The 25,962-nt window shown below is 40.5% G+C and carries 24 protein-coding genes and 1 other annotated feature; all 24 genes read left to right on the top strand.

The window, feature by feature from the left end; genetic code table 11:
* Positions 1-29 precede the first annotated feature (29 nt).
* The 24 genes from A4245_RS12305 (at position 30) to A4245_RS12420 (ending at position 25,410) form a co-directional block, all read left to right on the top strand.
* Positions 30-1,565, top strand: coding sequence for a BCCT family transporter (locus tag A4245_RS12305; RefSeq protein WP_067728316.1), 1,536 nt, complete (start codon positions 30-32; stop codon positions 1,563-1,565).
* 577 nt (positions 1,566-2,142) lie between these two features.
* Positions 2,143-3,063 carry a sigma-E processing peptidase SpoIIGA gene (gene spoIIGA / locus A4245_RS12310; protein WP_067728318.1) on the top strand — a complete coding sequence of 307 codons (921 nt, stop codon included), beginning with the start codon at positions 2,143-2,145 and terminating at the stop codon, positions 3,061-3,063.
* Between the two features lie 28 nt (positions 3,064-3,091).
* Positions 3,092-3,796: an RNA polymerase sporulation sigma factor SigE gene (gene sigE / locus A4245_RS12315; RefSeq protein WP_067728374.1), complete on the top strand. Its 705-nt coding sequence runs from the start codon at positions 3,092-3,094 to the stop codon at positions 3,794-3,796.
* Positions 3,797-3,918: 122 nt separating this feature from the next.
* On the top strand, positions 3,919-4,701 hold the full coding sequence (gene sigG / locus A4245_RS12320) for an RNA polymerase sporulation sigma factor SigG (protein ID WP_067728320.1): 783 nt from the start codon (positions 3,919-3,921) through the stop codon (positions 4,699-4,701).
* A 151-nt stretch (positions 4,702-4,852) separates the two neighbouring features.
* Positions 4,853-5,113 carry a YlmC/YmxH family sporulation protein gene (locus A4245_RS12325; protein ID WP_067728322.1) on the top strand — a complete coding sequence of 87 codons (261 nt, stop codon included), beginning with the start codon at positions 4,853-4,855 and terminating at the stop codon, positions 5,111-5,113.
* Positions 5,114-5,187: 74 nt separating this feature from the next.
* On the top strand, positions 5,188-5,997 hold the full coding sequence (gene pgeF / locus A4245_RS12330; protein ID WP_067728324.1) for a peptidoglycan editing factor PgeF: 810 nt from the start codon (positions 5,188-5,190) through the stop codon (positions 5,995-5,997).
* A gap of 27 nt (positions 5,998-6,024) precedes the next feature.
* Positions 6,025-6,696: a YggS family pyridoxal phosphate-dependent enzyme gene (locus A4245_RS12335; protein ID WP_067728326.1), complete on the top strand. Its 672-nt coding sequence runs from the start codon at positions 6,025-6,027 to the stop codon at positions 6,694-6,696.
* A gap of 28 nt (positions 6,697-6,724) precedes the next feature.
* The gene (locus A4245_RS12340; RefSeq protein ID WP_067728328.1) at positions 6,725-7,156 is read left to right on the top strand and encodes a cell division protein SepF; all 432 of its coding nucleotides are present in this window, start codon (positions 6,725-6,727) and stop codon (positions 7,154-7,156) included.
* Positions 7,157-7,162: 6 nt separating this feature from the next.
* The gene (locus tag A4245_RS12345) at positions 7,163-7,429 is read left to right on the top strand and encodes a YggT family protein (RefSeq protein WP_067728330.1); all 267 of its coding nucleotides are present in this window, start codon (positions 7,163-7,165) and stop codon (positions 7,427-7,429) included.
* A 14-nt stretch (positions 7,430-7,443) separates the two neighbouring features.
* Entirely contained in the window at positions 7,444-8,220 is a 777-nt protein-coding gene (locus tag A4245_RS12350) for a YlmH family RNA-binding protein (RefSeq protein ID WP_067728332.1), read from the top strand.
* A 103-nt stretch (positions 8,221-8,323) separates the two neighbouring features.
* Positions 8,324-8,827 (top strand): DivIVA domain-containing protein, encoded by a 504-nt coding sequence (locus A4245_RS12355; RefSeq protein ID WP_067728334.1) that lies wholly within the window; start codon positions 8,324-8,326, stop codon positions 8,825-8,827.
* 62 nt (positions 8,828-8,889) lie between these two features.
* Positions 8,890-9,106: a binding site (T-box leader), on the top strand.
* Positions 9,107-9,216: 110 nt separating this feature from the next.
* A complete protein-coding gene (ileS, locus tag A4245_RS12360) occupies positions 9,217-11,973 on the top strand; it encodes an isoleucine--tRNA ligase (protein ID WP_067728336.1) in 2,757 nt (918 codons plus the stop codon).
* 437 nt (positions 11,974-12,410) lie between these two features.
* Positions 12,411-12,887: a signal peptidase II gene (lspA, locus tag A4245_RS12365; protein ID WP_067728338.1), complete on the top strand. Its 477-nt coding sequence runs from the start codon at positions 12,411-12,413 to the stop codon at positions 12,885-12,887.
* Positions 12,884-13,795 carry an RluA family pseudouridine synthase gene (locus A4245_RS12370; RefSeq protein ID WP_067728340.1) on the top strand — a complete coding sequence of 304 codons (912 nt, stop codon included), beginning with the start codon at positions 12,884-12,886 and terminating at the stop codon, positions 13,793-13,795. Before lspA ends, A4245_RS12370 begins: the two co-directional genes overlap by 4 nt.
* Positions 13,796-14,047: 252 nt before the next feature.
* A complete protein-coding gene (pyrR, locus tag A4245_RS12375; RefSeq protein ID WP_067728342.1) occupies positions 14,048-14,590 on the top strand; it encodes a bifunctional pyr operon transcriptional regulator/uracil phosphoribosyltransferase PyrR in 543 nt (180 codons plus the stop codon).
* 137 nt (positions 14,591-14,727) lie between these two features.
* Complete coding sequence (locus tag A4245_RS12380) at positions 14,728-15,654, top strand: aspartate carbamoyltransferase catalytic subunit (RefSeq protein ID WP_067728344.1); 927 nt, start codon at positions 14,728-14,730, stop codon at positions 15,652-15,654.
* A complete protein-coding gene (locus A4245_RS12385; RefSeq protein WP_067728346.1) occupies positions 15,608-16,891 on the top strand; it encodes a dihydroorotase in 1,284 nt (427 codons plus the stop codon). Before A4245_RS12380 ends, A4245_RS12385 begins: the two co-directional genes overlap by 47 nt.
* A complete protein-coding gene (locus A4245_RS12390) occupies positions 16,884-17,984 on the top strand; it encodes a carbamoyl phosphate synthase small subunit (RefSeq protein WP_067728348.1) in 1,101 nt (366 codons plus the stop codon). The genes A4245_RS12385 and A4245_RS12390 overlap by 8 nt, the downstream gene beginning before the upstream one ends.
* Positions 17,977-21,177, top strand: coding sequence for a carbamoyl-phosphate synthase large subunit (gene carB, locus A4245_RS12395; protein ID WP_067728350.1), 3,201 nt, complete (start codon positions 17,977-17,979; stop codon positions 21,175-21,177). The genes A4245_RS12390 and carB overlap by 8 nt, the downstream gene beginning before the upstream one ends.
* Positions 21,174-21,929: a dihydroorotate dehydrogenase electron transfer subunit gene (locus A4245_RS12400; RefSeq protein WP_067728352.1), complete on the top strand. Its 756-nt coding sequence runs from the start codon at positions 21,174-21,176 to the stop codon at positions 21,927-21,929. Before carB ends, A4245_RS12400 begins: the two co-directional genes overlap by 4 nt.
* Positions 21,926-22,837, top strand: a complete 912-nt coding sequence (locus tag A4245_RS12405; RefSeq protein ID WP_067728353.1) for a dihydroorotate dehydrogenase — start codon at positions 21,926-21,928, stop codon at positions 22,835-22,837. Before A4245_RS12400 ends, A4245_RS12405 begins: the two co-directional genes overlap by 4 nt.
* A 2-nt stretch (positions 22,838-22,839) precedes the next feature.
* Positions 22,840-23,553, top strand: coding sequence for an orotidine-5'-phosphate decarboxylase (gene pyrF, locus A4245_RS12410; RefSeq protein ID WP_067728355.1), 714 nt, complete (start codon positions 22,840-22,842; stop codon positions 23,551-23,553).
* The gene (gene pyrE, locus A4245_RS12415) at positions 23,537-24,151 is read left to right on the top strand and encodes an orotate phosphoribosyltransferase (RefSeq protein ID WP_067728357.1); all 615 of its coding nucleotides are present in this window, start codon (positions 23,537-23,539) and stop codon (positions 24,149-24,151) included. Before pyrF ends, pyrE begins: the two co-directional genes overlap by 17 nt.
* Before the next feature lie 392 nt (positions 24,152-24,543).
* Positions 24,544-25,410, top strand: coding sequence for a LysR family transcriptional regulator (locus A4245_RS12420; protein WP_067728359.1), 867 nt, complete (start codon positions 24,544-24,546; stop codon positions 25,408-25,410).
* The last annotated feature ends 552 nt before the right edge of the window (positions 25,411-25,962 follow it).

Raw genomic sequence — 25,962 nt, forward strand, 5'->3', positions numbered from 1 at the left:
GTATTTGAAGGTGTGGTGAATCAGACAAAATGAAATCTCTCTTGGAAAGTTTCAGGTCACATATTGTATTTATTGTTTCAGCTATAATCATTTTCAGCATTGTTATATGGGGAATTGTTTCTCCAGATTTCATGAATAAGACTACGACGGCATTTATGGATTTGATTACTCAAAATGTAGGATGGTTTTATGTGCTGGCAACAGTATTATTTATAGTATTTTGTCTTTATCTTGGTATTGGTCCATACCGCCATATGAAGCTTGGGGAAAGAGATTCCAAACCAGAGTATTCCTACTTCGCTTGGATTGGAATGCTTTTTGCTGCAGGAATGGGTGTTGGGCTTGTCTTTTGGGGAATCGGAGAACCTTTATCCCATTTCGCCGATCCGCCAGGCGGAATAAAAGCAGAAAGTCAGGAAGCAGCTGAGAAAGGTTTAGTTCTCAGCGTTTTTCACTGGGGTATACACCCATGGGCGATTTATGCAATAGTAGCGTTGGGTATTGCTTTTGCAAAGTTTCGTAAAAACCTCCCGGGTTTAGTCAGTTCCACGTTTTATCCATTGATTGGTGACCGTATTCATAATTGGCCTGGTAAGCTAATTGATATTGCAGCTATTGTGGCAACAACTGTGGGAATCGCTACTTCTTTTGGGCTAAGTACAATGCAGGTTGGCAGCGGATTGTCGGAAGTTTTCGGTTTACCGAATAATACGACTACACAGCTGATAATCCTTATTACAGTTACAGTTATTTTTCTTCTTTCTGTCATTTCCGGCCTGGACAAAGGAATGAAATATCTTAGTATATCAAATCTCGGTATTGCTGGGGCTCTTCTGATAATCGTCCTCATTCTTGGTCCAACCGTTTTTTTGATTGAACATATTTTTAAAACAATTGGACAATATGGAGCCGGTTTTTTTGAGTTATCCTTTAACACAACTCCCTATATGGCTGAAAATGAGTGGATGAGTACATGGACCCTTTTTTATTGGGCCTGGATTATTTCGTGGAGTCCGTTTGTTGGTACGTTTATTGCAAGAGTTTCGAAGGGGCGTACACTTGGAGAATTTATGATGGGTGTTCTTATCGTTCCAACCCTTGTAACGATCTTCTGGTTCGTCGTGTTTGGTGGAACCGGAATTCATATGGAGCTTACAGGGCAGGCTGATTTTGCTTCCGAAATTAATGAGACACCTGAAGTGGGTCTGTTCCAGGTTCTGGATCAGTTGCCCTTAGGTATACTGTTAAACATCACATCCCTGATTCTGATTGGGATCTTTTTTATAACTTCAGCTAATTCTGCTACTTATGTTCTTGGCGTCTTTTCCTCCTCCGGCGATCTGAATCCTCGGAATAAAATTCTTGTAATCTGGGGGTTGCTTATTTCGTCAATTGCAACTGTACTGTTACTGAGCGGGGGGCTGGAAGGGCTTCAGGCAATTGCTACAATTACAGCACTTCCATTTGGCATAATCATACTTATAATGATGGCAGCCATCTTTCGCTCTCTCAAAAAGGAGGGGACAGAATACAATAAATTGGAAGAGAAGGAAGAAGATTGGTAGAAATATTAGCTGAACAAAAAGCGCATGATTTTCGCGATTGGAATGTCCATTGCTTATTCATGCGTGTTTAGGAACCGAGCAGACATGGCTATTTATGTGTAAGAATTAATAGCTCTCACAATAACATACTTTCTAATTCCTTAAAAAAGTGATGTTGTGCCCTGAATGAAATACCGGGGTGCAGCCTCACTTTTTTTCAGGGTTACTTCGACAAAATCCACCTCTTATTCTTATTGTATTACCATCAAACTTTCCAGAGCTTTCAGCGCTGGAAAGTTTGATGGAATGGCTTCTTAAACCAGAAACATTGCTGATTGATAGCACTTCGGACTGGAACCGAAAAGGCACTTGTTATTTCGGTATTGTGCTTATAACCGCGTAATAAACCAGCTGAATTATTTCTGAAAGTTACCGACAATGTTTTCGAGAAATAGTTAAAATTAGCTTTATTATGCATACAAGAAGTGACAGACTTTGCTTGGATAGTCATCTATACTTTTCAGTAATTCCATAATAAAAAAACATAAATCTCTGAAAGCTTAAACTCCGTATTGATTAGAGGGAAGGAAGAGAAACATTGACTATTTACCTTGATGCCGTATTGGCATTGAACTTTTTTCTCGATTTGATGCTCTTAATGCTGACAAAGGCTTTGGCAAGGGATAATGCAGGGAAAATACGATTGCTGTTCGGTGCATTTATCGCTTCTTTGATTGTACCGCTTACATTATTTTTTCCTGGTTCTTTTGTTAATGGATTACTAGGGAAAATTTTGTATTCCGCATTGATTATTTTGTGTGCGTTCGGTTTTACTGGGATTTACCGGTATATGAAATTATTATTATTATTTTATTTTACTTCATTTGCAATTGGAGGTGGATTAACAGCAATATATTTTTTACTTGCAAATCCAGTAGCGGTTACTGAAAACGGAATATTAACTTTTAACAGGGGTTATGGCGATCCGATCAGCTGGCTGTTCATAATTATTGGATTTCCAATTGTATGGTACTTTACCAAACACCGAATGGACGAGCATGCAAGCGAAAAGATAAGATACGACCAGTTATGTGAAGTTAATATACAGATCAAAAGCAGCTCATTTTCAACGATGGGCTATATTGATAGCGGTAATCAACTAATTGATCCACTCACCAAAAAACCAGTAGTGATTTGTGATGAAACATTTTTAAAAAATTGGTTTTCAGATGATGAATGGGAACAGCTAAAAGAAGCAAATGATCGATTGGATCTCGATCGAATTCCTAAAGAATGGGATAGTAAAATTCAGGTCATTCCCTATCATGGGGTGGAAGGAAGAAGCATGTTCTTACTTGCTATCAGGCCTGATCAGATATTGATAAAGTATGATAACAACAATCTTATGTCCACAAATGTTTTAGTCGGCATTCAATTTGGGACATTAATAAAGGATGGCAGCTATCATTGTTTGCTGCACCCGCAAATTATGAAACTAGCAACCATACAAACTGCATAAGGAGTGGATTAGTGTGAATCTATGGAAAATGAAGCTGAAACTGAATTGGTATAAATTATTAATCAAATTAGGAATTAAATCTTCTGAAATATATTATATTGGTGGTAGTGAGGCACTTCCACCACCATTATCAAAGCAGGAAGAAATGGAACTGCTCATATTATTGCCAAAGGGAGACAAAGCAGCAAGGGCCATGCTGATCGAGCGAAACCTTAGGCTCGTTGTATATATTGCCCGTAAATTTGAAAATACAGGAATTAATATCGAGGATTTGATCAGTATAGGGACAATAGGATTAATCAAGGCAGTCAATACGTTCAACCCAGAAAAGAAAATTAAACTTGCTACATATGCCTCCAGATGTATTGAAAATGAAATTCTAATGTACTTGCGGAGAAACAATAAACTGAAATCAGAAATATCCTTCGACGAGCCACTGAATATTGATTGGGATGGAAACGAATTACTTTTATCCGATGTGCTCGGGACGGAAGAAGATATAATCACAAAAAACCTGGAGTCTACTGTGGATAAGACATTACTGAAGAGTGCATTGGAAAAGTTGAATGCCAGGGAAAAACAGATCATGGAGCTGCGTTTTGGGCTTATCGGTGAGGAAGAGAAAACACAAAAGGATGTTGCAGATATGCTTGGAATTTCTCAGTCATATATTTCACGACTGGAGAAGAAAATTATCCGAAGGCTTAAAAAAGAATTTAATAAAATGGTATAGCTATATTTCATAAGGATTTATGCAGTTTTCGACCCGTGTTTCAATTTTTGCAAGTGCATAAAAACCTTTCCGTGAGGAGATACTGTCCTTGAACAGCATCACCGACTGGGAGGGTTGACAGAATGACTAGACATAAAGTTGAGATATGTGGTGTTGATACATCAAAACTGCCTGTACTTAAAAATGATGAAATGAAAAAACTGTTTATAAGAATGCAGCAGGAGAACGATATATCTGCACGTGAAGAGCTTGTAAATGGTAATTTAAGACTTGTATTAAGTGTAATCCAAAGATTTAATAACCGGGGAGAATATGTGGATGATTTGTTTCAGGTTGGCTGTATTGGATTAATGAAATCAATCGATAACTTTGATTTATCCCATAATGTTAGATTCTCCACGTATGCTGTTCCAATGATTATAGGAGAAATCAGAAGATATCTTCGTGACAACAATCCGATACGTGTTTCAAGATCTTTACGTGACATTGCCTATAAAGCATTACAAGTAAGAGAAAAATTAATCAGTAAAACTTCCAAAGAACCTACACCAGCAGAAATTGCGGAGGAAATGGGCATCCCCCATTCCGATATCGTGTTCGCACTTGATGCAATTCAGGACCCTGTATCTTTATTCGAGCCAATTTATAATGATGGGGGAGACCCGATTTTTGTAATGGATCAAATTAGTGATGATAAGGATAAGGATTCTACCTGGGTAGATAAACTTTCCCTTAAAGAGGGAATGCATCAACTTAATGCAAGAGAAAAGATGATATTGAACAAGCGTTTCTTTCAAGGAAAAACCCAGATGGAAGTTGCTGATGAAATTGGGATCTCTCAAGCACAAGTATCCCGTCTCGAAAAGGCAGCAATAAGTCAAATGAACAAGCAAATGTTTGAATAGGTGTTACGTGATTAACCGATACAATTGGATAAGACTTTTAACTGAAACCAGAAAGAACAGTTCCCAAACTGTTTTTTTCTGGTTTTTTATACGGTTTAACGAAATAATCTTCTTTGTCCGCATATATTTAAAATGAAGGCAGGTGAGGGAAATGATAAAGTTATCTGAATTACAGGTTAAAGAGATTATTGTAATTGATGACGGGAGAAGGCTGGGGCATATTTCCGATTTGGAAATTGACGGCAGCTCAGGTAAAATTCTCGCTATTGTGGTCGTGTCAAAAGATAAGAAAAACGGTATGTTTGCCAAAGCTGATGAACTGCTGATCTCTTGGGATCAGATTGTCAGAATAGGTTCCGATGTTATTCTTGTAAAAGATGTTCAGGTTCCGGATTTATATGGAAAAGCATAATTCAATCTCCTGCTTAATTTATTAGCAAAATATGATAAAATAAGACAAGTCTATTTTCAGGAGGAATTGTACTAATGAATGAAGCTTTCAAAGGAAATGAGGAGTCTTATTTACATATTGAGAAATGGCAAAAGCACCATCCACAACTTGTTGCGGGTTTTACAACAAGAAATGGAGGGGTAAGCAGCGAGCCATATAACACCTTTAATTTAGGACTTCATGTTCCCGATAGTCAGTCGGATATACTAACAAATAGAGAGCTATTGTCCAAGAAATTGTCTTTTCCTTTGGAAAATTGGGTCTCAGGCCAGCAGGTCCATCAAACACGCATAAAGGAAATCACAGAGATCGATAAAGGCAGTGGATCTGATTCCTATCAAACTTCAATACAAGGGACAGATGGAATAATTACTGACAGAAAAGGAATTCTTTGCACTGCTTTTTTTGCAGACTGTGTTCCTTTATATTTCTTTGACCCGGTCACTGAATATATTGGGATTGCCCATGCTGGGTGGCAAGGGACAGTTGGTCGAATTGCTGAAAAGATGGTGGATGCATTAAAAGAAAAGGGCGTGGAACCCGAGAATCTTCTCGTTGCCATCGGCCCTTCCATTGCAAAGGAAAATTATGAGGTAGATGATCGGGTTATTCGCTCCATTCAAGGATCAGAAAGAGAAAAAACGGTCACACCATCAAAGGAAAACCATTATTTATTAGATTTAAAGCAGTTAAATGTAGAAATCCTTTTACAATCTGGTGTATTACGTCATAATATAGAGGTAACAAATTTTTGCACCTATCGTGATGAGAACTTGTTTTTCTCGCACAGAAGAGATCATGGCAAAACAGGGAGAATGTTGGGTTATATTGGATTTCAAGCATGAGAATATAATGGAGGAATAGTAAAGATTATGGAAGTCGCAGTAAATCTGGAAATCATTCAGAAAAAAATTGGACAGGCTTGTGCTAGAAGCGGTCGCAATCCGGAAGATATCAAGGTAATCGGGGTTACAAAATATGTTACAATAGAACGAACAAAGGAAGCTATCGACGCAGGAATTAAAAATCTTGGCGAAAATCGTAGTGAAGGCTTTCTTGAAAAGTACAACCATTTTGGGGAACAGGCAAAATGGCATTTCATAGGGACATTGCAGTCAAGAAAAGTAAAAGAAGTTATTGATAAAATTGATGTACTTCATTCACTGGACAGAATATCCCTTGCCAAAGAGATTAATAAGCGTGCGACAGGACCTGTTGATTGTTTTGTACAGGTAAATGTGAGCGGTGAAGATTCCAAGCATGGAATGGAACCAGAGGAAGTAATCCCTTTCATTGAAAAGATTGAAATGTACGATCATATCCGAGTAATCGGATTAATGACTATGGCCCCTCATATCGATGATCCAGAGCAAATCAGGAAAGTATTCAGGAAGTTGGCAGCTCTCAGAGACAGTGTCAGAGAGAAAGGGTGGAGTCACGCCCCGTGTGAGTATTTGTCAATGGGAATGAGCAATGATTATGATATTGCAATTGAGGAGGGAGCAACACACATTCGGATTGGTTCCAAGCTGGTTGGCAGCTAATTACGAAATTAAATGAAGAGGTGATAAAATGAGCATAAAAAATAAAATTAAAAATTACTTCACCATGGATGACGAATATGAGTATGAATATGTTGAAGAAGAGGCCGCACCTGAAAATAAAGCACCGGTGAAAAGAAAATCGCAAAATGTTGTTAATTTGGCAAGTGTACAATCGTCTTCATCCAAGGTGGTTTTGTGTGAACCACGAAACTATAATGAAGCTCAGGAAATAGCCGATAATATCGTAAATAGACGTGCTGTCGTAATTAATCTCCAGCGTGTTGAACATCAGCAGGCCAAGAGAATTGTCGATTTCCTAAGCGGCACAGTTTATTCCGTGAATGGAGACATTCAAAAGCTTGGTGCAGAAACATTTTTATGTACACCTGATAATGTGGAAGTTTCCGGGACTATTTCGGAACTGATTACAGAACAGGATGAATTTGAAAAAGGATGGTAGCAGTAAATGGTTGAATTATATACAGTAATACATTATGCATTGGTCTTTTATGGCTATGCACTTATCGTATACATTTTCATGTCATGGTTTCCGGGGGCTCGCGAGTCCTCATTCGGTCAGTTTTTAACAAAGATTTGTGAGCCCTATTTGGAGCAGTTTCGTAAATTTATCCCGCCTCTGGGCATGATTGATTTATCACCAATCGTTGCCATTCTTGTCTTGCATTTGGCAAGGGCCGGTCTGCTCGAATTTTTCAGGATGTTTTTATTTTAAAGGAAGAATGATTGATGGATATATATCAGCACTTCAGAAAAGAAGAACAGCCGTTTATTGATCAGGTTTTGTCCTGGATGGATCAGGTCGAGCTGACATATCAGCCAAAATTAACCGATTTTCTTGATCCGCGGGAACAGCAAATCGTTGACATGCTGATTGGGACCAGTCATGAAGAATTAAAACTTTATAAACATGGCGGCAGTACAGAATCAGAAAGAAAGCGGATGATAATTGCCCCATTTTATGAAGAGGTAACCGATGAAATGTTTCAGCTTAAACTGCTGGAAGCAGCATACCAGAATAAGTTTATGACGATTGAACACAGGGATGTAATGGGCTCGTTTTTGTCACTGGGGGTTAAGCGCAAAAAGCTTGGTGATATCAGTACCGGTAATGGGTTAATCCAAATTGTCCTTGCTGATGAAATTGCTGCTTATATTACAGCGAATTTGACATCGATAAAGAAAGCGAACGTCCTGTTCGAGGAGAAGCCTTTTTCCTCTCTCAAGCAAAACAAAGAAAAATGGATGGAAATGGATGCAACGGTGTCATCATTAAGACTTGATGCAATAATAAAAGAAATCTACAATATCTCCAGAAAAGATGCTTCTTCTTTCATTCAGAAACAGCAGGTGAAAGTAAACTATAAAGTTGTTGATGACAGCAAATTCCAGCTGCGGGAGGGTGATTTGATTTCCGTACGTGGCAAAGGAAGAAGCAAGCTGACTGAGATAAGAGGGCTGTCGAAAAAAGATAAAGTGAAAATAAGTGTTGCAACGTTAAAATAAAAGTAATATGCAGGAATCACCATTTTTTTGTCGAATATGTTTTAAATAACAATTTTAAAATTATAGTGAAATCATGTATAAATCCCTTAAGGAGGTGGCCGCTGTGCCATTAACACCACTGGACATTCATAACAAAGAATTTACAAGAGGCTTCAGAGGATATGACGAAGATGAGGTAAACGATTTTTTGGATCAGGTTATCAAAGATTATGAACTGGTAATTAGAGAAAAGAAGGAACTAAGTGAAAAAGTATCCCAGTTGAATGAACGACTTGGTCACTTTACAAATATTGAAGAAACACTGAACAAGTCTATTCTTGTTGCTCAGGAAACAGCTGAGGAATTAAAAGGTAATGCGACGAAGGAATCCAAATTGATTATTAAAGAAGCTGAAAAAAATGCGGATCGAATCATCAATGAAGCATTAAGTAAATCCCGCAGAATCTCCATGGATGTAGAAGAGCTGAAAAAACAGGCTAAAGTTTTCCGTACGAGATTAAGAATGCTTGTGCAGGCTCAGATGGAAATGCTGGGAACTGACGATTGGGAAGAATTGTTCGATACAGAGATGGGCGAAGAGCTGGAGCTAGTCGAAAACGAATCTTAGACCTTGACGTTTACAGGAATTTTACATATAATTCATACAGATAAAGGTCATTATAATAATTAACAAATACATTGACAGAGAAAGTATAAAAGAAACTGCTGATCAGCGAGCTGGAAAATGGTGGGAGTCCGGTACAGCAGGCTTTTAGAAAATCACTCTGGAGTATCCATTATGAAGCCAGTAATGATGGACGGTTATCCCCGTTATGGATTTCGAGTGAATTTAAAATGATCATTTTAAATTTATAAGGGTGGTACCGCGAGTCTTCTCGTCCCTTTTGGGATAAGAAGACTTTTTCTATACTCAAAAAAAGGAGATCTGTCTGTAAAATAGAATCTCCCGGAAGGCCAAACTAATTTTTAGCTCATATTTTTAAGGAGGAACTGCAAATGGATTATAAAGAAACATTGCTTATGCCAAAAACTGAATTTCCAATGCGCGGAAATTTGCCAAATAAAGAACCGAAAAGGCAGGAACATTGGGACGAGCTAAATATGTACGAAAAAAGCTTGGAACGAACAAAGGGAAGACCATTATTCGTTTTGCACGATGGACCTCCATACGCAAATGGGGACCTTCATATTGGGCATGCGCTTAATAAAATCCTGAAAGATTTCATTGTCCGATATAAATCCATGTCAGGCTATCATGCACCATATGTTCCTGGATGGGATACACATGGTCTGCCAATTGAGACGGCACTGACAAAAAACAAAAAAGTAAAACGTAAAGAGATGAGTGTAGCTGAATTCAGACAGCTTTGTGCAGAATATGCATTGGGACAAGTGGACAGCCAGCGTACACAGTTCAGACAGCTTGGTGTCCGTGGTGACTGGGATAATCCGTACATCACATTGACAAAGGACTATGAAGCAGCTCAAATAAGAGTATTTGGAGAAATGGCGAAAAAAGGCTATATCTATAAAGGCTTAAAACCTGTTTACTGGTCTCCATCATCGGAATCAGCACTTGCTGAAGCAGAGATTGAATATCAGGATAAACGCTCTGCATCCATCTATGTAGCTTTTGAAGTTACAGATGGCAAAGACTTACTTGATGGCGGAGAAAAATTCATCATCTGGACAACAACTCCATGGACAATTCCAGCTAACCTTGGAATCAGCCTCCATCCGGAACTCAAATATGTAGTTGTGGAAACAAATGGGGAAAAATACGTTCTCGCACATGCACTACTTGAGGCTGTTACCGAAGAACTTGGCTGGGAAAATGTAAATGTTGTTAAAACGTTCAAAGGGCAGGAAGCGGATCGTATAGTCGCCAAACACCCATTCTATGATCGTGAATCCCTCGTTATGCTTGGTGATCATGTTACAACTGATGCAGGTACCGGTTGCGTGCATACAGCACCTGGACACGGGGAAGATGACTTCTATGTATCAAAACGATACGGTATTGATGCTTTTTGTCCAGTAGATGATAAAGGTGTATTTACTGATGAGGCTCCTGGATTTGAAGGTGTTTTCTATGACACTGCAAACAAGTTAGTTACGGAGAAATTGGAAGAAGCCGGTGCATTATTGAAAATGAGCTTTATCACTCACTCTTACCCACATGACTGGCGTACGAAAAAGCCGACTATTTTCCGTGCCACTGCACAATGGTTTGCATCCATCAAGGACTTCCGCCAGGACATTCTTGATGAAATCAAACAGGTTAACTGGTATCCAAACTGGGGTGAAACAAGACTTTACAACATGGTCCGTGACCGAGAAGACTGGTGTATTTCCCGTCAGCGGGCATGGGGGGTTCCAATCCCGGTATTCTACGGTGAAGATGGTACACCAATCATTACAGATGAAACAGTAAACCATGTTTCTGATTTGTTTAGAGAGCATGGATCAAATATCTGGTTTGAAAAAGAAGCGAAAGATCTGCTTCCTGAAGGATTTACTTCTGAGCATAGTCCAAATGGAACTTTCACCAAGGAGACAGATATCATGGATGTATGGTTTGATTCCGGTTCTTCCCATGAAGGGGTTCTGATGAATCGCGAAGACCATAGAAGACCAGCGGATATTTATCTGGAAGGCAGTGACCAATACAGAGGGTGGTTTAACTCTTCCCTGTCAACTTCTGTAGCGGTAACCGGCAAAGCACCTTACAAAACAATTATCAGTCACGGCTTCGTACTCGATGGGAATGGCAGAAAGATGAGTAAGTCACTTGGTAATGTTATTGTCCCTTCCAAAGTGCAAAAGCAACTAGGAGCAGATATCCTGCGTTTGTGGGTAGCAAGCGTGGATTATCAGGCAGATGTGCGAATTTCGGATGATATTCTGAAGCAGACTTCTGAAGCATACCGGAAGATCCGAAACACGTTCCGCTTCCTATTGGCTAACTTGTCTGACTTTAATCCAGCTACAGATATCGTTCCAGATCATGAGCTGGAAGAAGTGGATCGTTACATGCTTCATCGTCTGCAGCAAGTGGTTTCAGATGTGCGGGAAAACTATGAGAAATATGAGTATTCACCGACATTCCATCAAATCCATAATTTCTGTGCAGTCGATCTAAGTTCATTCTACTTGGATTTCGCAAAAGATGTTTTATATATTGAAGCTGCTGACAATAAACGTCGCCGCAGCATTCAAACTGGTTATTATGAAATCCTGACAACACTGGTTAAATTGCTGACTCCAATCATTCCGCATACAATGGATGAGGTATGGGAGTACATCCCTGGAGCAGAAGAGGAAAGTGTTCAATTGACAGATATTCCAAAGCCACGAGAAGTTGGTGGCATGAAAGACCTGGAAGCTAAATGGGATCGCTTCATGGGTGTCCGCGATGACGTCCTAAAAGCTCTGGAAGAAGCAAGAAATACAAAAGTAATCGGTAAATCATTGGAAGCTAAAATCACAATCGTTCCTAAGGATTCGGAAACAAAAGAAGTGTTGGCTTCAATGGAGCATCTGCATCAATTCCTGATTGTTTCTGATGCTGCAGTCAGTGAAAGCAATGACGGTGCAAAAGAATATCGATATGTTGATGTACTTGTAGAGAAACATCCTGGAGAAAAGTGTGAGCGTTGCTGGGTCGCTTCAGAGACAGTAGGAGAAGATCACGATCATCCGGAATTATGTACACGATGTGCATCAGTCGTTAAAGAGCACTATACAGCTTAAGCAAATATCCCTCTTTTTTTAAGAGGGATATTTTGATGAGAGAAAAGATTGGTTTGCTTTATATACCGGATAACACTTACAGGTCTCTTGCTTATAAATAAGCTTGAGGCAGGTTCCCAACGCTTTTGTTCCAAGATAAAAAAGTATATAATTTTGGCCAGCAATTAACTTTTTCACATAAACAGCCACGTCCAGCTACAGCGCCCACGGACTAGCGAGACTTCCTTCACCTCCGTACGATAAGTCAACATCGGCTTCCTTCGGTCGCCGTGTTTCCTTTATCTCCTACGTAGGAATGTTCGAAAAGTCGAACCACCCCACAGTACGGGGCGCAGTCCGTATGTCCCTAAACGGGCGCTTGCGATTTTGTTCTTGAAAATAAGGTTGTTAAAGTATAAGATAATAAGGACTTAGAAATGGAATCGGGGGATACGGAGATGCGCTGGTATTATATAATTGCGTTGATTGTGATTGGTTTCGATCAGCTCACAAAGTGGGTTGTTGTCAAAGAAATGGAGCTTGGTGAGCAAATAACCATCATTGAAAACTTTTTTTATCTCACGTCACACCGAAATACAGGTGCAGCCTGGGGAATCCTTGAGGGTCAAATGATGTTTTTCTATATTATTACTGTCATTGTTGTAATCGGGATTATTTATTACATGCAAAAATATGCGAAAAACGATAGACTGCTTGCTGTAGGATTGAGTTTCATACTTGGTGGTGCAATCGGTAATTTCATTGACCGTGTATTTCGTCAGGAAGTGGTGGATTTTGCAGATTTTATTATTTTCAATTATAATTTTCCAATCTTTAATGTGGCAGATTCTGCCCTCACAATTGGCGTTATTGTGGTGATAATCGCAACAATAATCGATGAAATGAAACAAAGAAAGGAAAAGCCCAAAAAATGACTTTTTTTAATCATGAGGTAACTGAAGAACAAAATAAAATGAGGTTAGATAAACTCCTGGCTGAAGTGAACCCAGATCGGTCCCGTTCACAAATTCAGACATGGATTACTAAAGATCATGTAATGGTAAATGGTGAGCCAGTGAAAGCAAATCACAAATGTCAAGCTGGTGACGAAATAAAGTGGTCCATACCAGAAATAGAGGCGTTGGATATAAAGGCCGAAGCTATTCCGTTGTCGATCGTATACGAGGATAGTGATCTATTGGTCGTTAACAAGCCAAAAGGGATGGTTGTCCATCCGTCAGCTGGGCATCAGAGCGGTACACTTGTAAATGCACTGATGCATCATTGCCACGATCTTTCCGGCATTAATGGGGTTGAAAGACCTGGTATCGTGCATCGAATCGATAAAGATACGAGTGGACTGCTTCTAGTAGCAAAAAATGATCATACACATGTCCATTTGTCAGAGCAATTATCGAATAAGGAAATTAAGCGTAAGTATGAAGCCATCGTTCATGGAGAAATCTCCCATGAAACTGGTATGATTGATGCACCGATTGGAAGGGATCCTAAAGATCGGCAGAAAATGGGAATTGTTGACAATGGAAAACCAGCAGTTACCCATTTCACAGTTATCCAGCGTTTTCCAGATTTTACCCATGTTGAATGTCAGTTAGAGACGGGACGGACCCATCAAATTCGTGTGCATATGAGATATATTGGTTTTCCGCTTGTCGGTGATCCTAAGTATGGACAAAGGAAAACATTGGATGCAGACGGACAGGCTCTTCATGCAAAATCGATTGGTTTTGTTCATCCGAGGACAGATGAATGGATGGAATTTGAAGCCGAAGCTCCAGCTGTGTTTCGCGAAGTACTTGACACGATTGAAAAAATGTATTGACAGCAGGGGTATTCTTTGTAATAATGAACTCAATGAATAGATGACCTTTAAATATTAGTCCTGTGAGGCTGAAAAGGGAGCGGAAGTTAGTATAATTACGCATTTATCAACCCTTTTTTCCTGCCAGGAGAAAAGGGTTTTTTGAGCAAGTAAGAAAGTATAAACTCTCTTACTTGCATAAGGGCAACTAAGGCAAACGCCGAAAAGGCTTGGCGCATGCCAAGTTTTCTAATGAGAATGGGGTGCATTTTAGTGAAAAAGAAAACCGAGATATTAGATCAAGCTGCCATAAACCGAGCATTAACTCGAATGTCCCACGAAATTTTGGAAAAAAACAAAGGCGGCAAAGACCTGGTATTAATTGGTATAAAAACAAGAGGAGTTCCACTTGCGAAACGAATCCAGGATAAAATAAAACAAATTGAATCAATCAGTGTTCCATTTGGTGAACTTGATATCACGATGTACCGGGATGATTTGAATAAAGCTAATATCAGCAATGAACCAGAAATAAAATCAGTTGCAATCGATGTAGAACTGACAGGTAAAAATGTAATACTTATCGATGATGTCCTCTTTACAGGCAGAACGGTAAGAGCCGCAATGGACGCAGTTATGGATATTGGCAGACCTTCCCGTATACAACTTGGAGTCCTTGTTGACAGGGGACATCGGGAACTCCCGATCCGTGCTGATTACGTAGGAAAAAACATTCCTACATCTGATAAGGAAATCATTGTCGTCCAGCTTGAGGAAATTGATAAATTGGATCAGGTTTCCATTTATGAAAACTAAATCGCTCAACTTTTAATCAAATCCAGAGAGATTTGAAAGGTTGTCTGAGAAACGTGTATGCACTACACGTGTACCTCTTTGCTGCCTTTTGCAAAGAGGTTTTTTTATTTTCCAAAATTCATATAAGGAGAGAACCAATGAGACATTTTATATCTGTCAATCAGCTCACCGTGGAAGAGATTTACTCCATCCTGGAAACTGCAGAAGCGTACCGGAATCAGAAAGTCACATTGAATAACCAGCTGTTTGCTGCAAATATTTTCTTTGAACCCAGCACACGTACAAAAATGAGTTTTATTGTTGCCCAAAAGAAATTAGGCATGGAAGTTCTTGATTTTCATTCCGAATCTTCCAGTGTACGAAAAGGGGAGTCACTATATGATACGGCGAAAACGTTCGAATCAATTGGCTCGAACCTTCTGATCATACGGCATCAATCAGACAGCTGGTTTGAGGAACTGGACAGCAGGATCTCGATTCCTGTCATCAATGCGGGGGCAGGGAAAGAAGAACATCCGACACAATGCATGCTGGACCTGATGACCATTCATCAGGAATATGGCAGTATAAATGGTCTTAAGGTTGTGATTGTCGGCGATATTAAACACAGCAGGGTAGCGCGTTCCAATGCATTAGCACTTCACAGGCTTGGTGCAGAGGTATACCTAAGTGCTGCTCCGGGATTTGAGGATGAAGAGCTCGATTTTCCATATATTTCAATCGATCAGGCGGTTGAAATTTGTGATGTGGTCATGCTGCTGCGGATACAGCATGAAAGACATCTCCATAAAGCAGAGTCCACCGATTATTTAGAGCTCTATGGTTTAACAAAAGAAAGAGAAAGAAAGATGAAGAATCATGCCATTATCCTGCATCCTGCTCCGATTAACCGGGGTGTTGAAATCGACACAGACTTGGTTGAATGCTGCAGGTCACGGATTTTCAAACAAATGGAAAATGGTGTTTATGTGAGAATGGCTATCATGATGAACGTATTAAATGAATGGGGGATTATAGATGAAAACAATTTTAAAGAATACAAAGCGCTTGCTGTCAACAGATGAAATGGAATCATGTGAAATATTAATAAATGGAAATCAAATCGAAAAAGTGGATAAAGTTATAACAGATGAAGCAGATCATGTCATCGATCTGAAAGGAAGATTGGTTTTACCTGGATTTATTGATGTACACATCCATCTTCGTGAACCAGGCGGGGAGCATAAAGAAACGATTGCAACTGGTACAGAGGCAGCGGCACGCGGAGGATATACAACCGTCTGTGCAATGCCAAATACAAATCCTGTACCTGACAGCAGTGCTGCTTTGGTCTCCCTTTTGGAAAAAATTAAAGAAGATGCTAGGGTACGTGTTCTTCCCTACGCAGCAATTACGAAGGGACTGAAGGGGGAAGAACGTACAAACATTAAAGGATTAAGTGAATTGGGAGCATTTGCTTTCACAGATGACGGGGTCGGAATACAGACAGCAGATCAAATGCTGAACGCGATGAAGGAGGCTGCAGCATGCGGATCTGCAATTGTAGCACATTGTGAGGACAATTCCATTGTATATGGTGGAGTTGTTCATGATGGGGAAGTGAGTGAGAGACTGAATCTTCCTGGTATTCCTTCGCTAAGTGAGTCCGTTCAAATTGCACGGGATGTCCTGCTTGCTGAGGCGTCGGATTGTCATTATCATGTCTGCCATGTGAGCACAAAAGAGTCTGTCCGTGTAATCCGTGATGCAAAAAGAGCAGGGATTAAAGTAACTGCCGAAGTAACCCCGCATCACTTGCTGATGAATGAGGAAGACATCAGAGACAATGACGCGGACTATAAAATGAATCCACCATTGCGTGCCAAAGAGGATCAGCAGGCATTATTGGAAGGCTTAATGGATGGAACAATCGATTTCATTGCAACCGACCATGCACCACATGCTGCAGATGAAAAAGCACAAGGGTTTTTAAAAGCACCATTTGGGATAGTTGGTCTTGAAACAGCCTTCCCACTTCTTTATACCAATCTGGTTCAAACTGGAAAAATGACACTCCATCAATTGGTTGGGTGGATGACAAATAAACCTGCAGAAGTTTTTGCACTTCCTTATGGAACGCTGGAAGCAGGCAGTATTGCAGATATTACTGTTGTGGATCTTGAGAAAGAAACGACAATTGACAAAAACACCTTTTATTCAAAAGGAAAAAATACACCATTCCATGGTTGGCAGGTTAAAGGGATACCAGTAATGACCATTGCAGCAGGAAAGGTTGTTTACAAGGAGGATAATCATGGCTAAAAGACAGTTAGTTTTAGAGGATGGTACTGTATTTGTCGGTGAAGGATTTGGCAGTGAACGCGCAACAAAAGGAGAAGTTGTTTTCAATACTGGAATGACAGGTTATCAGGAAGTTATCTCAGATCCTTCTTACTGTGGACAGATTGTTACGATGACTTATCCGCTTATTGGAAATTATGGAGTTAATCGGGATGATTTCGAGACTGTTACACCATTTATTAACGGGTTTGTTGTAAAGGAAGTAAGTGATGCACCCTCAAACTTCCGGAATGAAGAAAATCTGGATCACTATCTAAAAGCGCATGACATACCTGGCATATTTGGTATCGATACGAGAAAACTGACAAAAATCATTCGCAAACATGGAACAATGAAAGCAATTATATCTGATTTGGAAGCACCTGCAGGGGAACTTGCAGAACAGGTAAGCAAGCTCATTCTGCCGACTGATCAAGTTAAAAGGACATCAACGGTGAAGCCTTACGTCGTTCCAGGTCGAGGAATGCGCATAGTGATGGTTGATTTCGGAGCGAAGCATGGTATTTTGCGCGAGCTGACGAAACGTAACTGCAATATAACTGTAGTACCCCATGATTACAGTGCAGAATCCATCTTGCGCCTAAAGCCTGACGGAATTCTGCTGACAAATGGACCAGGAGATCCAAAAGATGTACCGGAAGCAATCGCAATGATTCAACAAATACTTGGGAAAATACCTGTATTTGGCATCTGCCTGGGACACCAGTTGCTTGCTTTGGCTTGTGGAGCCGATACGGAGAAAATGAAATTTGGCCATCGTGGTGCAAACCATCCAGTGAAGGATTTAAGAAAATGTAAAACGTATTTAACATCCCAAAATCATAGCTATGCTGTAAGGGAAGGATCCCTTGAAAATACAGGACTGGAGCTTACCCAAATTGCATTGAATGACAATACTGTTGAGGGACTCCAGCACAAGAGTTATCCGGCCTTTTCTGTTCAATACCATCCGGAAGCCTCGCCAGGGCCTGAAGATACAAATTATTTATTCGATGATTTTCTGAATATGATCAAAAAAAATCAAGTGAAACAGGAGGAGGAAGCATATGCCTAAAAATACAGATATCCAGAAGATACTTGTGATCGGTTCCGGACCAATTGTTATCGGTCAGGCGGCAGAGTTCGATTATTCCGGTACGCAAGCATGTCAGGCATTGATGGAAGAAGGATATACGGTCATCCTCGCCAACTCCAATCCTGCCACAATCATGACCGACCATACGGTTGCAGACAAAGTCTATATGGAACCTTTAACAGTAGAATTCCTGACTAAAATAATCCGCAAAGAACAGCCCGATGCAATATTGCCGACCCTCGGCGGTCAAACAGGTTTGAATTTGGCAATGGCCTTGGATGAAAAAGGAATTCTCTCCAAGTATAATGTTCAATTGCTTGGGTCAAGATTGAAAGCAATCCAAAAAGCCGAAGACCGTGAGCAATTCAGAAATCTGATGAATGAATTAAATGAACCGGTACCTGAAAGCAGTATCGTCCATACGGTTGAAGAAGCTCTTGATTTTGCTTCACAGATCGGATATCCATTAATCGTTCGCCCCGCATACACACTTGGTGGAACCGGTGGTGGAATGTGCTACAGTGAGCAGGAATTAAAAGAAATCACGAAAAATGGATTGTCATTGTCCCCTGTTAATCAATGTCTTATTGAAAGAAATATTGCAGGCTTCAAAGAAATCGAATATGAAGTTATGCGCGATAAAAATGACCAGGCTATCGTAGTTTGTAATATGGAGAATGTGGACCCAGTTGGTATTCATACAGGAGATTCCATTGTAGTTGCTCCATCACAGACATTGAGTGACAGGGAGTATCATATGCTGCGAAACGCTTCGTTAAAAATCATCCGAGCCCTGAAAATAGAAGGCGGATGTAATGTACAGCTGGCACTGGATCCGAACAGCTTCGACTACTATATTATTGAAGTGAATCCGCGAGTAAGCCGTTCTTCCGCACTTGCATCTAAAGCGACTGGATATCCGATTGCCAAAGTTGCAGCAAAAATTGCTGTAGGCTATACATTGGATGAAATCATAAATCCAATAACCGGAAAAACGTATGCGATGTTTGAACCTGCATTGGACTATGTTGTATCGAAATTTCCAAGGTTCCCTTTTGACAAGTTCGTCTCAGGGGATCGCAGACTCGGGACACAAATGAAGGCAACAGGTGAAGTCATGGCAATCGGACGCAATTTTGAAGAATCATTTCTAAAAGGTGTTCGATCGCTTGAACTCGGAACCGAAGAACTGTGGTTGAAATCATTGGTAGAAGCATCAGAAGAGACGCTTGTGAAACGTCTGAAAAAAGCAGACGATGAACGAATATTTGTCATAACGGAAGCATTCCGAAGAGGGTTTACAACGGAACAGCTTTTCCATTTGACTAAGATTGACCGATTCTTCCTCTTTAAACTGGAAAGACTTGTTCACTTTGAAAAAGACTTGGCTGAAAATCCTTTCTCAAACGAAGTACTGGAAAAAGCGAAAACAATAGGGATTGCCGATTCGCAAATTGCAAGATTATGGAATACGACCATTGATGAGGTGTATGCACAGCGAATGAACGAAAATATCAGACCAGTTTACAAAATGGTTGATACATGTGCAGCGGAATTCGAATCTGAAACACCTTATTTTTACAGCAGCTATGAATTTGAAAATGAATCAACTGCTTCAAATCGTAAAAAAATACTCGTTCTTGGATCTGGGCCAATTCGCATCGGCCAAGGAATTGAGTTTGATTATGCAACCGTCCACTCCGTTCTCGCCATTAAAGAAATGGGATATGAAGCAATTATAATGAATAATAACCCGGAAACAGTGTCAACAGACTTCAGTATTTCCGACAAGCTATATTTTGAACCATTAACATTGGAGGATGTCATGCATGTAGTGGAACTGGAACAGCCGGAGGGTGTGATTGTACAGTTCGGTGGTCAGACGGCCATCAACCTGGCCGCAGGACTGGAAAGACGCGGTGTCAAAATTCTTGGAACAAACCTCGAAGCAATTGACCGTGCTGAAGATCGAGATAAATTTGAAATTTTGCTGGATGAATTAAATCTGTTAAGGCCTAAAGGAAAAGCGGTAAAAAAATTGGAACACGCAATGGAAGCAGCCAATACAATCGGTTATCCAGTGCTCGTGAGACCTTCCTATGTAATAGGTGGAAGCAGAATGGAAATCGTATATGATGACAGTGAACTGCATGCATATCTAGCAAAATCAGATAATATTGATCCAGAGCATCCGATTCTTATCGACAAATACCTGACTGGTATCGAAGCAGAGGTTGATGCAATCAGTGATGGCGAAACTACAATCGTACCTGGAATCATGGAGCATATTGAACGTGCGGGCGTCCACTCCGGAGATTCCATGGCTGTTTATCCACCACAGCGACTAAGCCCAGCAGTAAAGGAAAAATGTATGGAAGCAGCGACTAAAATTGCCAATGCACTTCATGTGAAAGGTCTGATCAATATCCAGTTTATCATCCGTGGAGAGGATGTTTATGTACTTGAGGTGAATCCACGTGCAAGCAGGACAATACCTTTCCTGAGCAAAATAACGGGTGTGACGATGGCAAATATTGCTACGAGATGTATTCTGGGAACTAAATTGAAAGATTTGGGCTATGAGACTGGTATTTTACCGGAACAAAAACAAGTATCGGTTAAAATTCCTGTGTTCTCTTTTGAAAAACTTCGTAGTGTCGATACGATATTAGGTCCAGAAATGAAATCTACCGGTGAAGCAATCGGTTATGACAAAACACTTGAAAAAGCATTGTATAAAGGACTGATAGCAGCGGGACTATCTGTACCACAGGAAGGCGGCGTTCTTCTTACAGTAGCTGATAAGGATAAAGCTGAAATGCTGGAGATTGCTAAAAGGTTCCATGAGCTCGGTTTCCTCCTGTATGCAACAGAAGGTACTGCACAATATGTAAGAAAAGCTGGATTGCCAGTTGTCAAAGTGGAAAAAATTGGAGCAAGTGAGCCGAATGTGCTTTCCACCATTGAAGATGGTCAGGTTCAATTCGTAGTCAATACACTGAACTCCGGCAAAAAACCGAGATCGGATGGATTCCTTATCCGGAGGGAAGCAGTAGAGCATGGAATTGCGTGCTTAACCAATTTGGATACGGCAAATGCCATTTTGAATGTCATTGATTCAACAACATTCAGTGCAAAACCATTGGGTCAAAAAGAGGCTGTTGTACAATGATGAAAAAAGAAAACGTGGTGATCAAATCCGTAGAACAAATTGCACTGGACACTGTTGAAATGGTCGTTAAAAATCCGTATATAAGTCAGAAGGCAATCCCGGGTCAGTTTCTCCATGTTTCTGTTGAAGGACACACCCTAAGAAGACCAATCTCGATTGCGGATATAAATAGAGAGAATAAAACAATAACCATTTTATTTAAAATGGTGGGCTCAGGAACTGCAAAACTTGCTGCATTAAATCCCGGTATGTCCTTCGATGTACTGGGTCCGAGTGGCAATGGTTTTCAAACGGAAGGGAATGAAAGTTCAACCATTCTATTAATCGGTGGAGGAATTGGTGTTCCACCACTTTATTATCTGGGAAAAGAACTTGCAAAACAAAATAAAGAGATCATTTCGGTACTGGGTTACCAGACAAGAGCTAATGTTTTTTCCGAAGAAATGTTCCGTAGACTCGGAAAGACGTTCATTGTCACAAATGATGGTTCATATGGAGAAAAAGGATTTGTTACTGACGTGATTCAAAAGGCAGGATACTTTGATTATTACTATTCCTGTGGACCTCTGCCTATGCTGAAAGCTGTCACTGCCAAACTGGCGGATAAACCCGGAATGATTTCATTGGAAGAGCGGATGGGCTGTGGAGTTGGTGCATGTATGGCATGTGTTATTCCGACTGATTCTGAGGGTGGATATAAAAAAATATGCAGCGATGGACCTGTCTTCCATACACAGGAGGTATCCCTATGAACAATTTAGCAATCAGCCTGCCAGGACTTGAACTGAAAAATCCAATTATGCCTGCTTCCGGATGTTTCGCATTTGGAAGAGAATACAGTGAATTTTATGATTTGAGTAAGCTCGGTGCCATCATCATGAAAGCAGCAACAGGGACTGAAAGATTTGGCAATCCGACGCCAAGGGTAGCCGAAACGGCATCCGGTATGCTGAATGCCATCGGATTGCAAAACCCGGGAGTGGAAAAAATTATTGAAAAGGAAGTTCCGTTTCTTGCACAGTACGACACTTCGATTATAGCTAATGTTGCAGGAAGCACACTTGAAGAGTATGAAAAAGTGGCTGCAGCATTTAATCAGACAGATCAGGTACAGGCACTGGAATTAAATATCTCCTGTCCGAATGTGAAGGAAGGAGGCATTCAATTCGGCACGGATCCTTTCATGGCTGCAAAGGTTACTGAAACAGTAAAGAAAGCAAGTAAACTTCCGGTCTATGTAAAGCTGTCGCCTAATGTCACCAATATCACAGACATGGCAAAAGCGGTTGAATCAGCAGGGGCAGATGGGCTTTCCATGATCAATACACTAACAGGAATGCAAATTCATTTACCTTCAAGGAAGCCATTGATAGCCAATAAAACGGGTGGACTGTCCGGACCGGCAATCAAACCGGTTGCGATTCGGATGATCTATGAAGTGAAACAACATGTATCGATTCCTATTATAGGTATGGGTGGTGTCAGCAATGCAGAGGACGTTCTGGAATTTTTGCTTGCTGGTGCAAGTGCTGTGGCTGTTGGTACCGCGAATTTCAATAACCCATTTGTGTGTCCGGAAATTATTGATTCCCTGCCTGAAACATTAAATAGATACGGATTTGATTCCGTTAAAGATGCAATAGGGAAGGGGATTATGTAAGCATGAATAAAAATATTTATTTGGCACTTGATTTTCCGAATTGGGAAGAAACGAAGCATTTTCTTGAAGAGCATAAGCTTCATGGCATTCCGGTTAAAGTCGGCATGGAGCTTTTCTACAAAGAAGGACCCTCGATAATCGAAAATCTGAAACAAGATAACCACCCTATTTTTCTTGACTTAAAATTGCATGATATACCAACAACTGTTATGCGTGCAATGAAAAGTATTTCACAGCTTGAAGTAGACATTACCAATGTACATGTTCTTGGCGGCAGTGAAATGATAAAGGTTGCAAAAGAAGGACTGACTAAAGGAAAATCCAATCATGATACAAAATTGATTGCAGTGACTATCTTGACGTCAATGGATCAGACAGTATTAAATAAGGAATTATGTATCCCGGGGAACCTGGAAGACAATGCAGTTAATCTCGCGGCATTTGCCAAAGACAGCGGTGCAGATGGTGTGGTTTGTTCTGTTCATGAAGCAGCGAGGATCAAACAGGTTTGCGGTGAATCTTATTTAACGGTGACCCCAGGAATTCGTTTGAAGGATTCAGACAGCAATGACCAAAAAAGAATTGCCACCCCAGCGTTTGCCAGAAATAATGGCTCGGACTATATTGTAATCGGCAGAAGTGTTACGAAGGCGGAAAATCCATATGAAGCTTATCAACAAGCGGTAGAGGAGTGGAACAATGGCATTAAAGGATGAACTAGCGAGAGACTTACTGAAAATTAAGGCAGTACAAATTAACCCGGAAAATTATTTCACTTGGACTTCAGGCATTAAATCGCCAATCTACTGTGATAATCGATTAACAATGTCCTATCCGGAAATCCGAAAAAAAATAAGTGAAGCATTTGTTGAAAAAATAGCTGCAATGGAAGAAAAGCCTGAAGTGATTGCAGGATGTGCAACTGCAGGCATCCCGCATGCCGCCTGGCTTGCAGAAAGGTTGAACCTTCCTATGGTATATGTCCGATCAAAGCCTAAAGGGCATGGTAAAGGGAACCAGATTGAGGGCGAAATCAAAAAAGGCCAAAAAGTACTGGTCATTGAAGACCTGATTTCAACCGGAGGATCTTCCATAGAATCTGTGAAGGCATTAATGGACGCGGGTGGAGATGTATTGGGGGTTATTGCAATCTTTACGTATGGACTGCAAAAGGCAGCTGGAAACTTTGAAGCTGAGGGCATTCCGGTTGACACGATAACTAATTTTGATGAATTAGTAGATGCTTTGGTTGAAGATGGTATGTTCAATGAGGAAGCTAAAGCTAAATTAATATCCTGGAGAGATCGTTTATAGAAGAATTGGTTACAAAAGTGGTTTAGTTATAGAAAAATCCGAACTATAATCAGAATTCTTTAGCTGGAATTCGAATTAGTTCGGATTTTTTACTGCATTAACTGTCTGTAATATCCGCCCCTAACATGAGAAGAATAAGACGAGAAGGTAGGGGTAGCCCATTATTTCCTGATTCTGTTCAACTAACATACTTACCCTGAGAGTGGGTACTGCTTTTTATATAAGCTTTTCGATTTTCGAAAAAACCATTTTATCGACCTCTTTTTCGTTCATCTTTCATCCCTTCTGAGAAAAATGCTTCCTAAATTTATCCTATGATTTATAATGCAATAAGTAAAACGCTGATATATAATTAAAATTAATAAGTATTATTTATCGGAAGGGAGTTTCCCATGAAAATTGATGATTATGAACTGCTTATAAAACTGAATGAGATTGGGACCATTCGCGGAACGGCTAAAGTAATTTTAATCTCCCAACCCGCTGTGACCCAGAGACTGAAATATATTGAAGAACAATTTGGTGCAGATATCTTTCTTCGCACCTCCAAGCGCCTCATTCCTACGCCAACTGGAGAAATTATTATCGAACATGCCAGGAGGGTCCTCCATCAAGAAAGAGAATTAAAAAACAGGCTTGCTGAATCTGGAAAAGAAATTCAAGGAACATTATCGATCGCCTGCTCTTCTTTAATCAGTCAACGGTTTCTTCCTGCAATACTTGGCGAGTTCACTGCGTCTTATCCTAAGGTTGCGATTGATCTCGTTACAGGAATTAGTGAAGACATCCGGCGCAATCATAAAAAATACCATGTCTGTATTATTCGGGGAGAAAAACTAAAGGAAACAACGTCGATCCGTTTATTTGATGATCCATTATATATGTTTGATACAGAACCATTTCCGAAAGATAAGCTGAAAGAACGTCCATTGATCTCTTTCAATAGTGATGACAGTATGCACGAGCTTGTGGATCATTGGCTTTATCATCATCAGGACAAGATTAAGCCACTGAAAACAATGACCGTGGATCAGATTGAGACATGTAAACAATTTATGAAACAAGGAATCGGCATGGCCGTTCTTCCAGAAAGTGTCTCTGATTCCATGATGGATCGTTACCCGCACATCCCGCTTGAAGTCGATGGGAAAACCGTGACTCGGGATACCTGGGTTTGTTACCAGGAGGGCATCCGTAAGTTACCACAAGTCGATCACTTTATTACTGCACTTACCAACACGAAATTTCTTACCCAATAATAATTACGCAACACTGCCTAAGTTGACTTTGACTTAACTGTTAGGTTTTCATCGTATTTAATATAAAATGCCAAGTAAATTAAGTTTATTCTTGGAGATAAGTGCTCTTGCTGCCGTACGGGATTACTCCGGGCGGATGCTTTCCGCGGGCACGGCCTCAGCCTCCTCGAGAAAACCACTCTGCGGGGTCTTCGGACACGTGCTATTCCCGCAGGAGTCACCGCCCGGAGTAATCCCGGACTGGTGTAGTTGTAAGATGTTATTTTAGCTGCTATATATGAAATAATAATAAGCAATCCTCTAACTAGCTCGGGGAAATACACGGAGACTCCTTGAAAATGCATCCGCATTTTCTGCGTGCGATGTAGCGCTGCCGAAGCATTCCTTGTCCTACGGGAAGAGAGGCATAGGTGAGACACTGAAATGCGTAGCATGAAGGGGCTCACCAGCCGCCTTAGGATGCGCGCAGTGTATTTCCCCGAGCGGTCGCCGAAGACGCTTATCAGACTTTGCATACTTCATAGTTTACAGAAACTGCGAGACTTTATGGCA

It is taken from the genome of Oceanobacillus damuensis, assembly GCF_001618145.1.
Lineage (GTDB): Bacteria > Bacillota > Bacilli > Bacillales > Amphibacillaceae > Oceanobacillus > Oceanobacillus damuensis.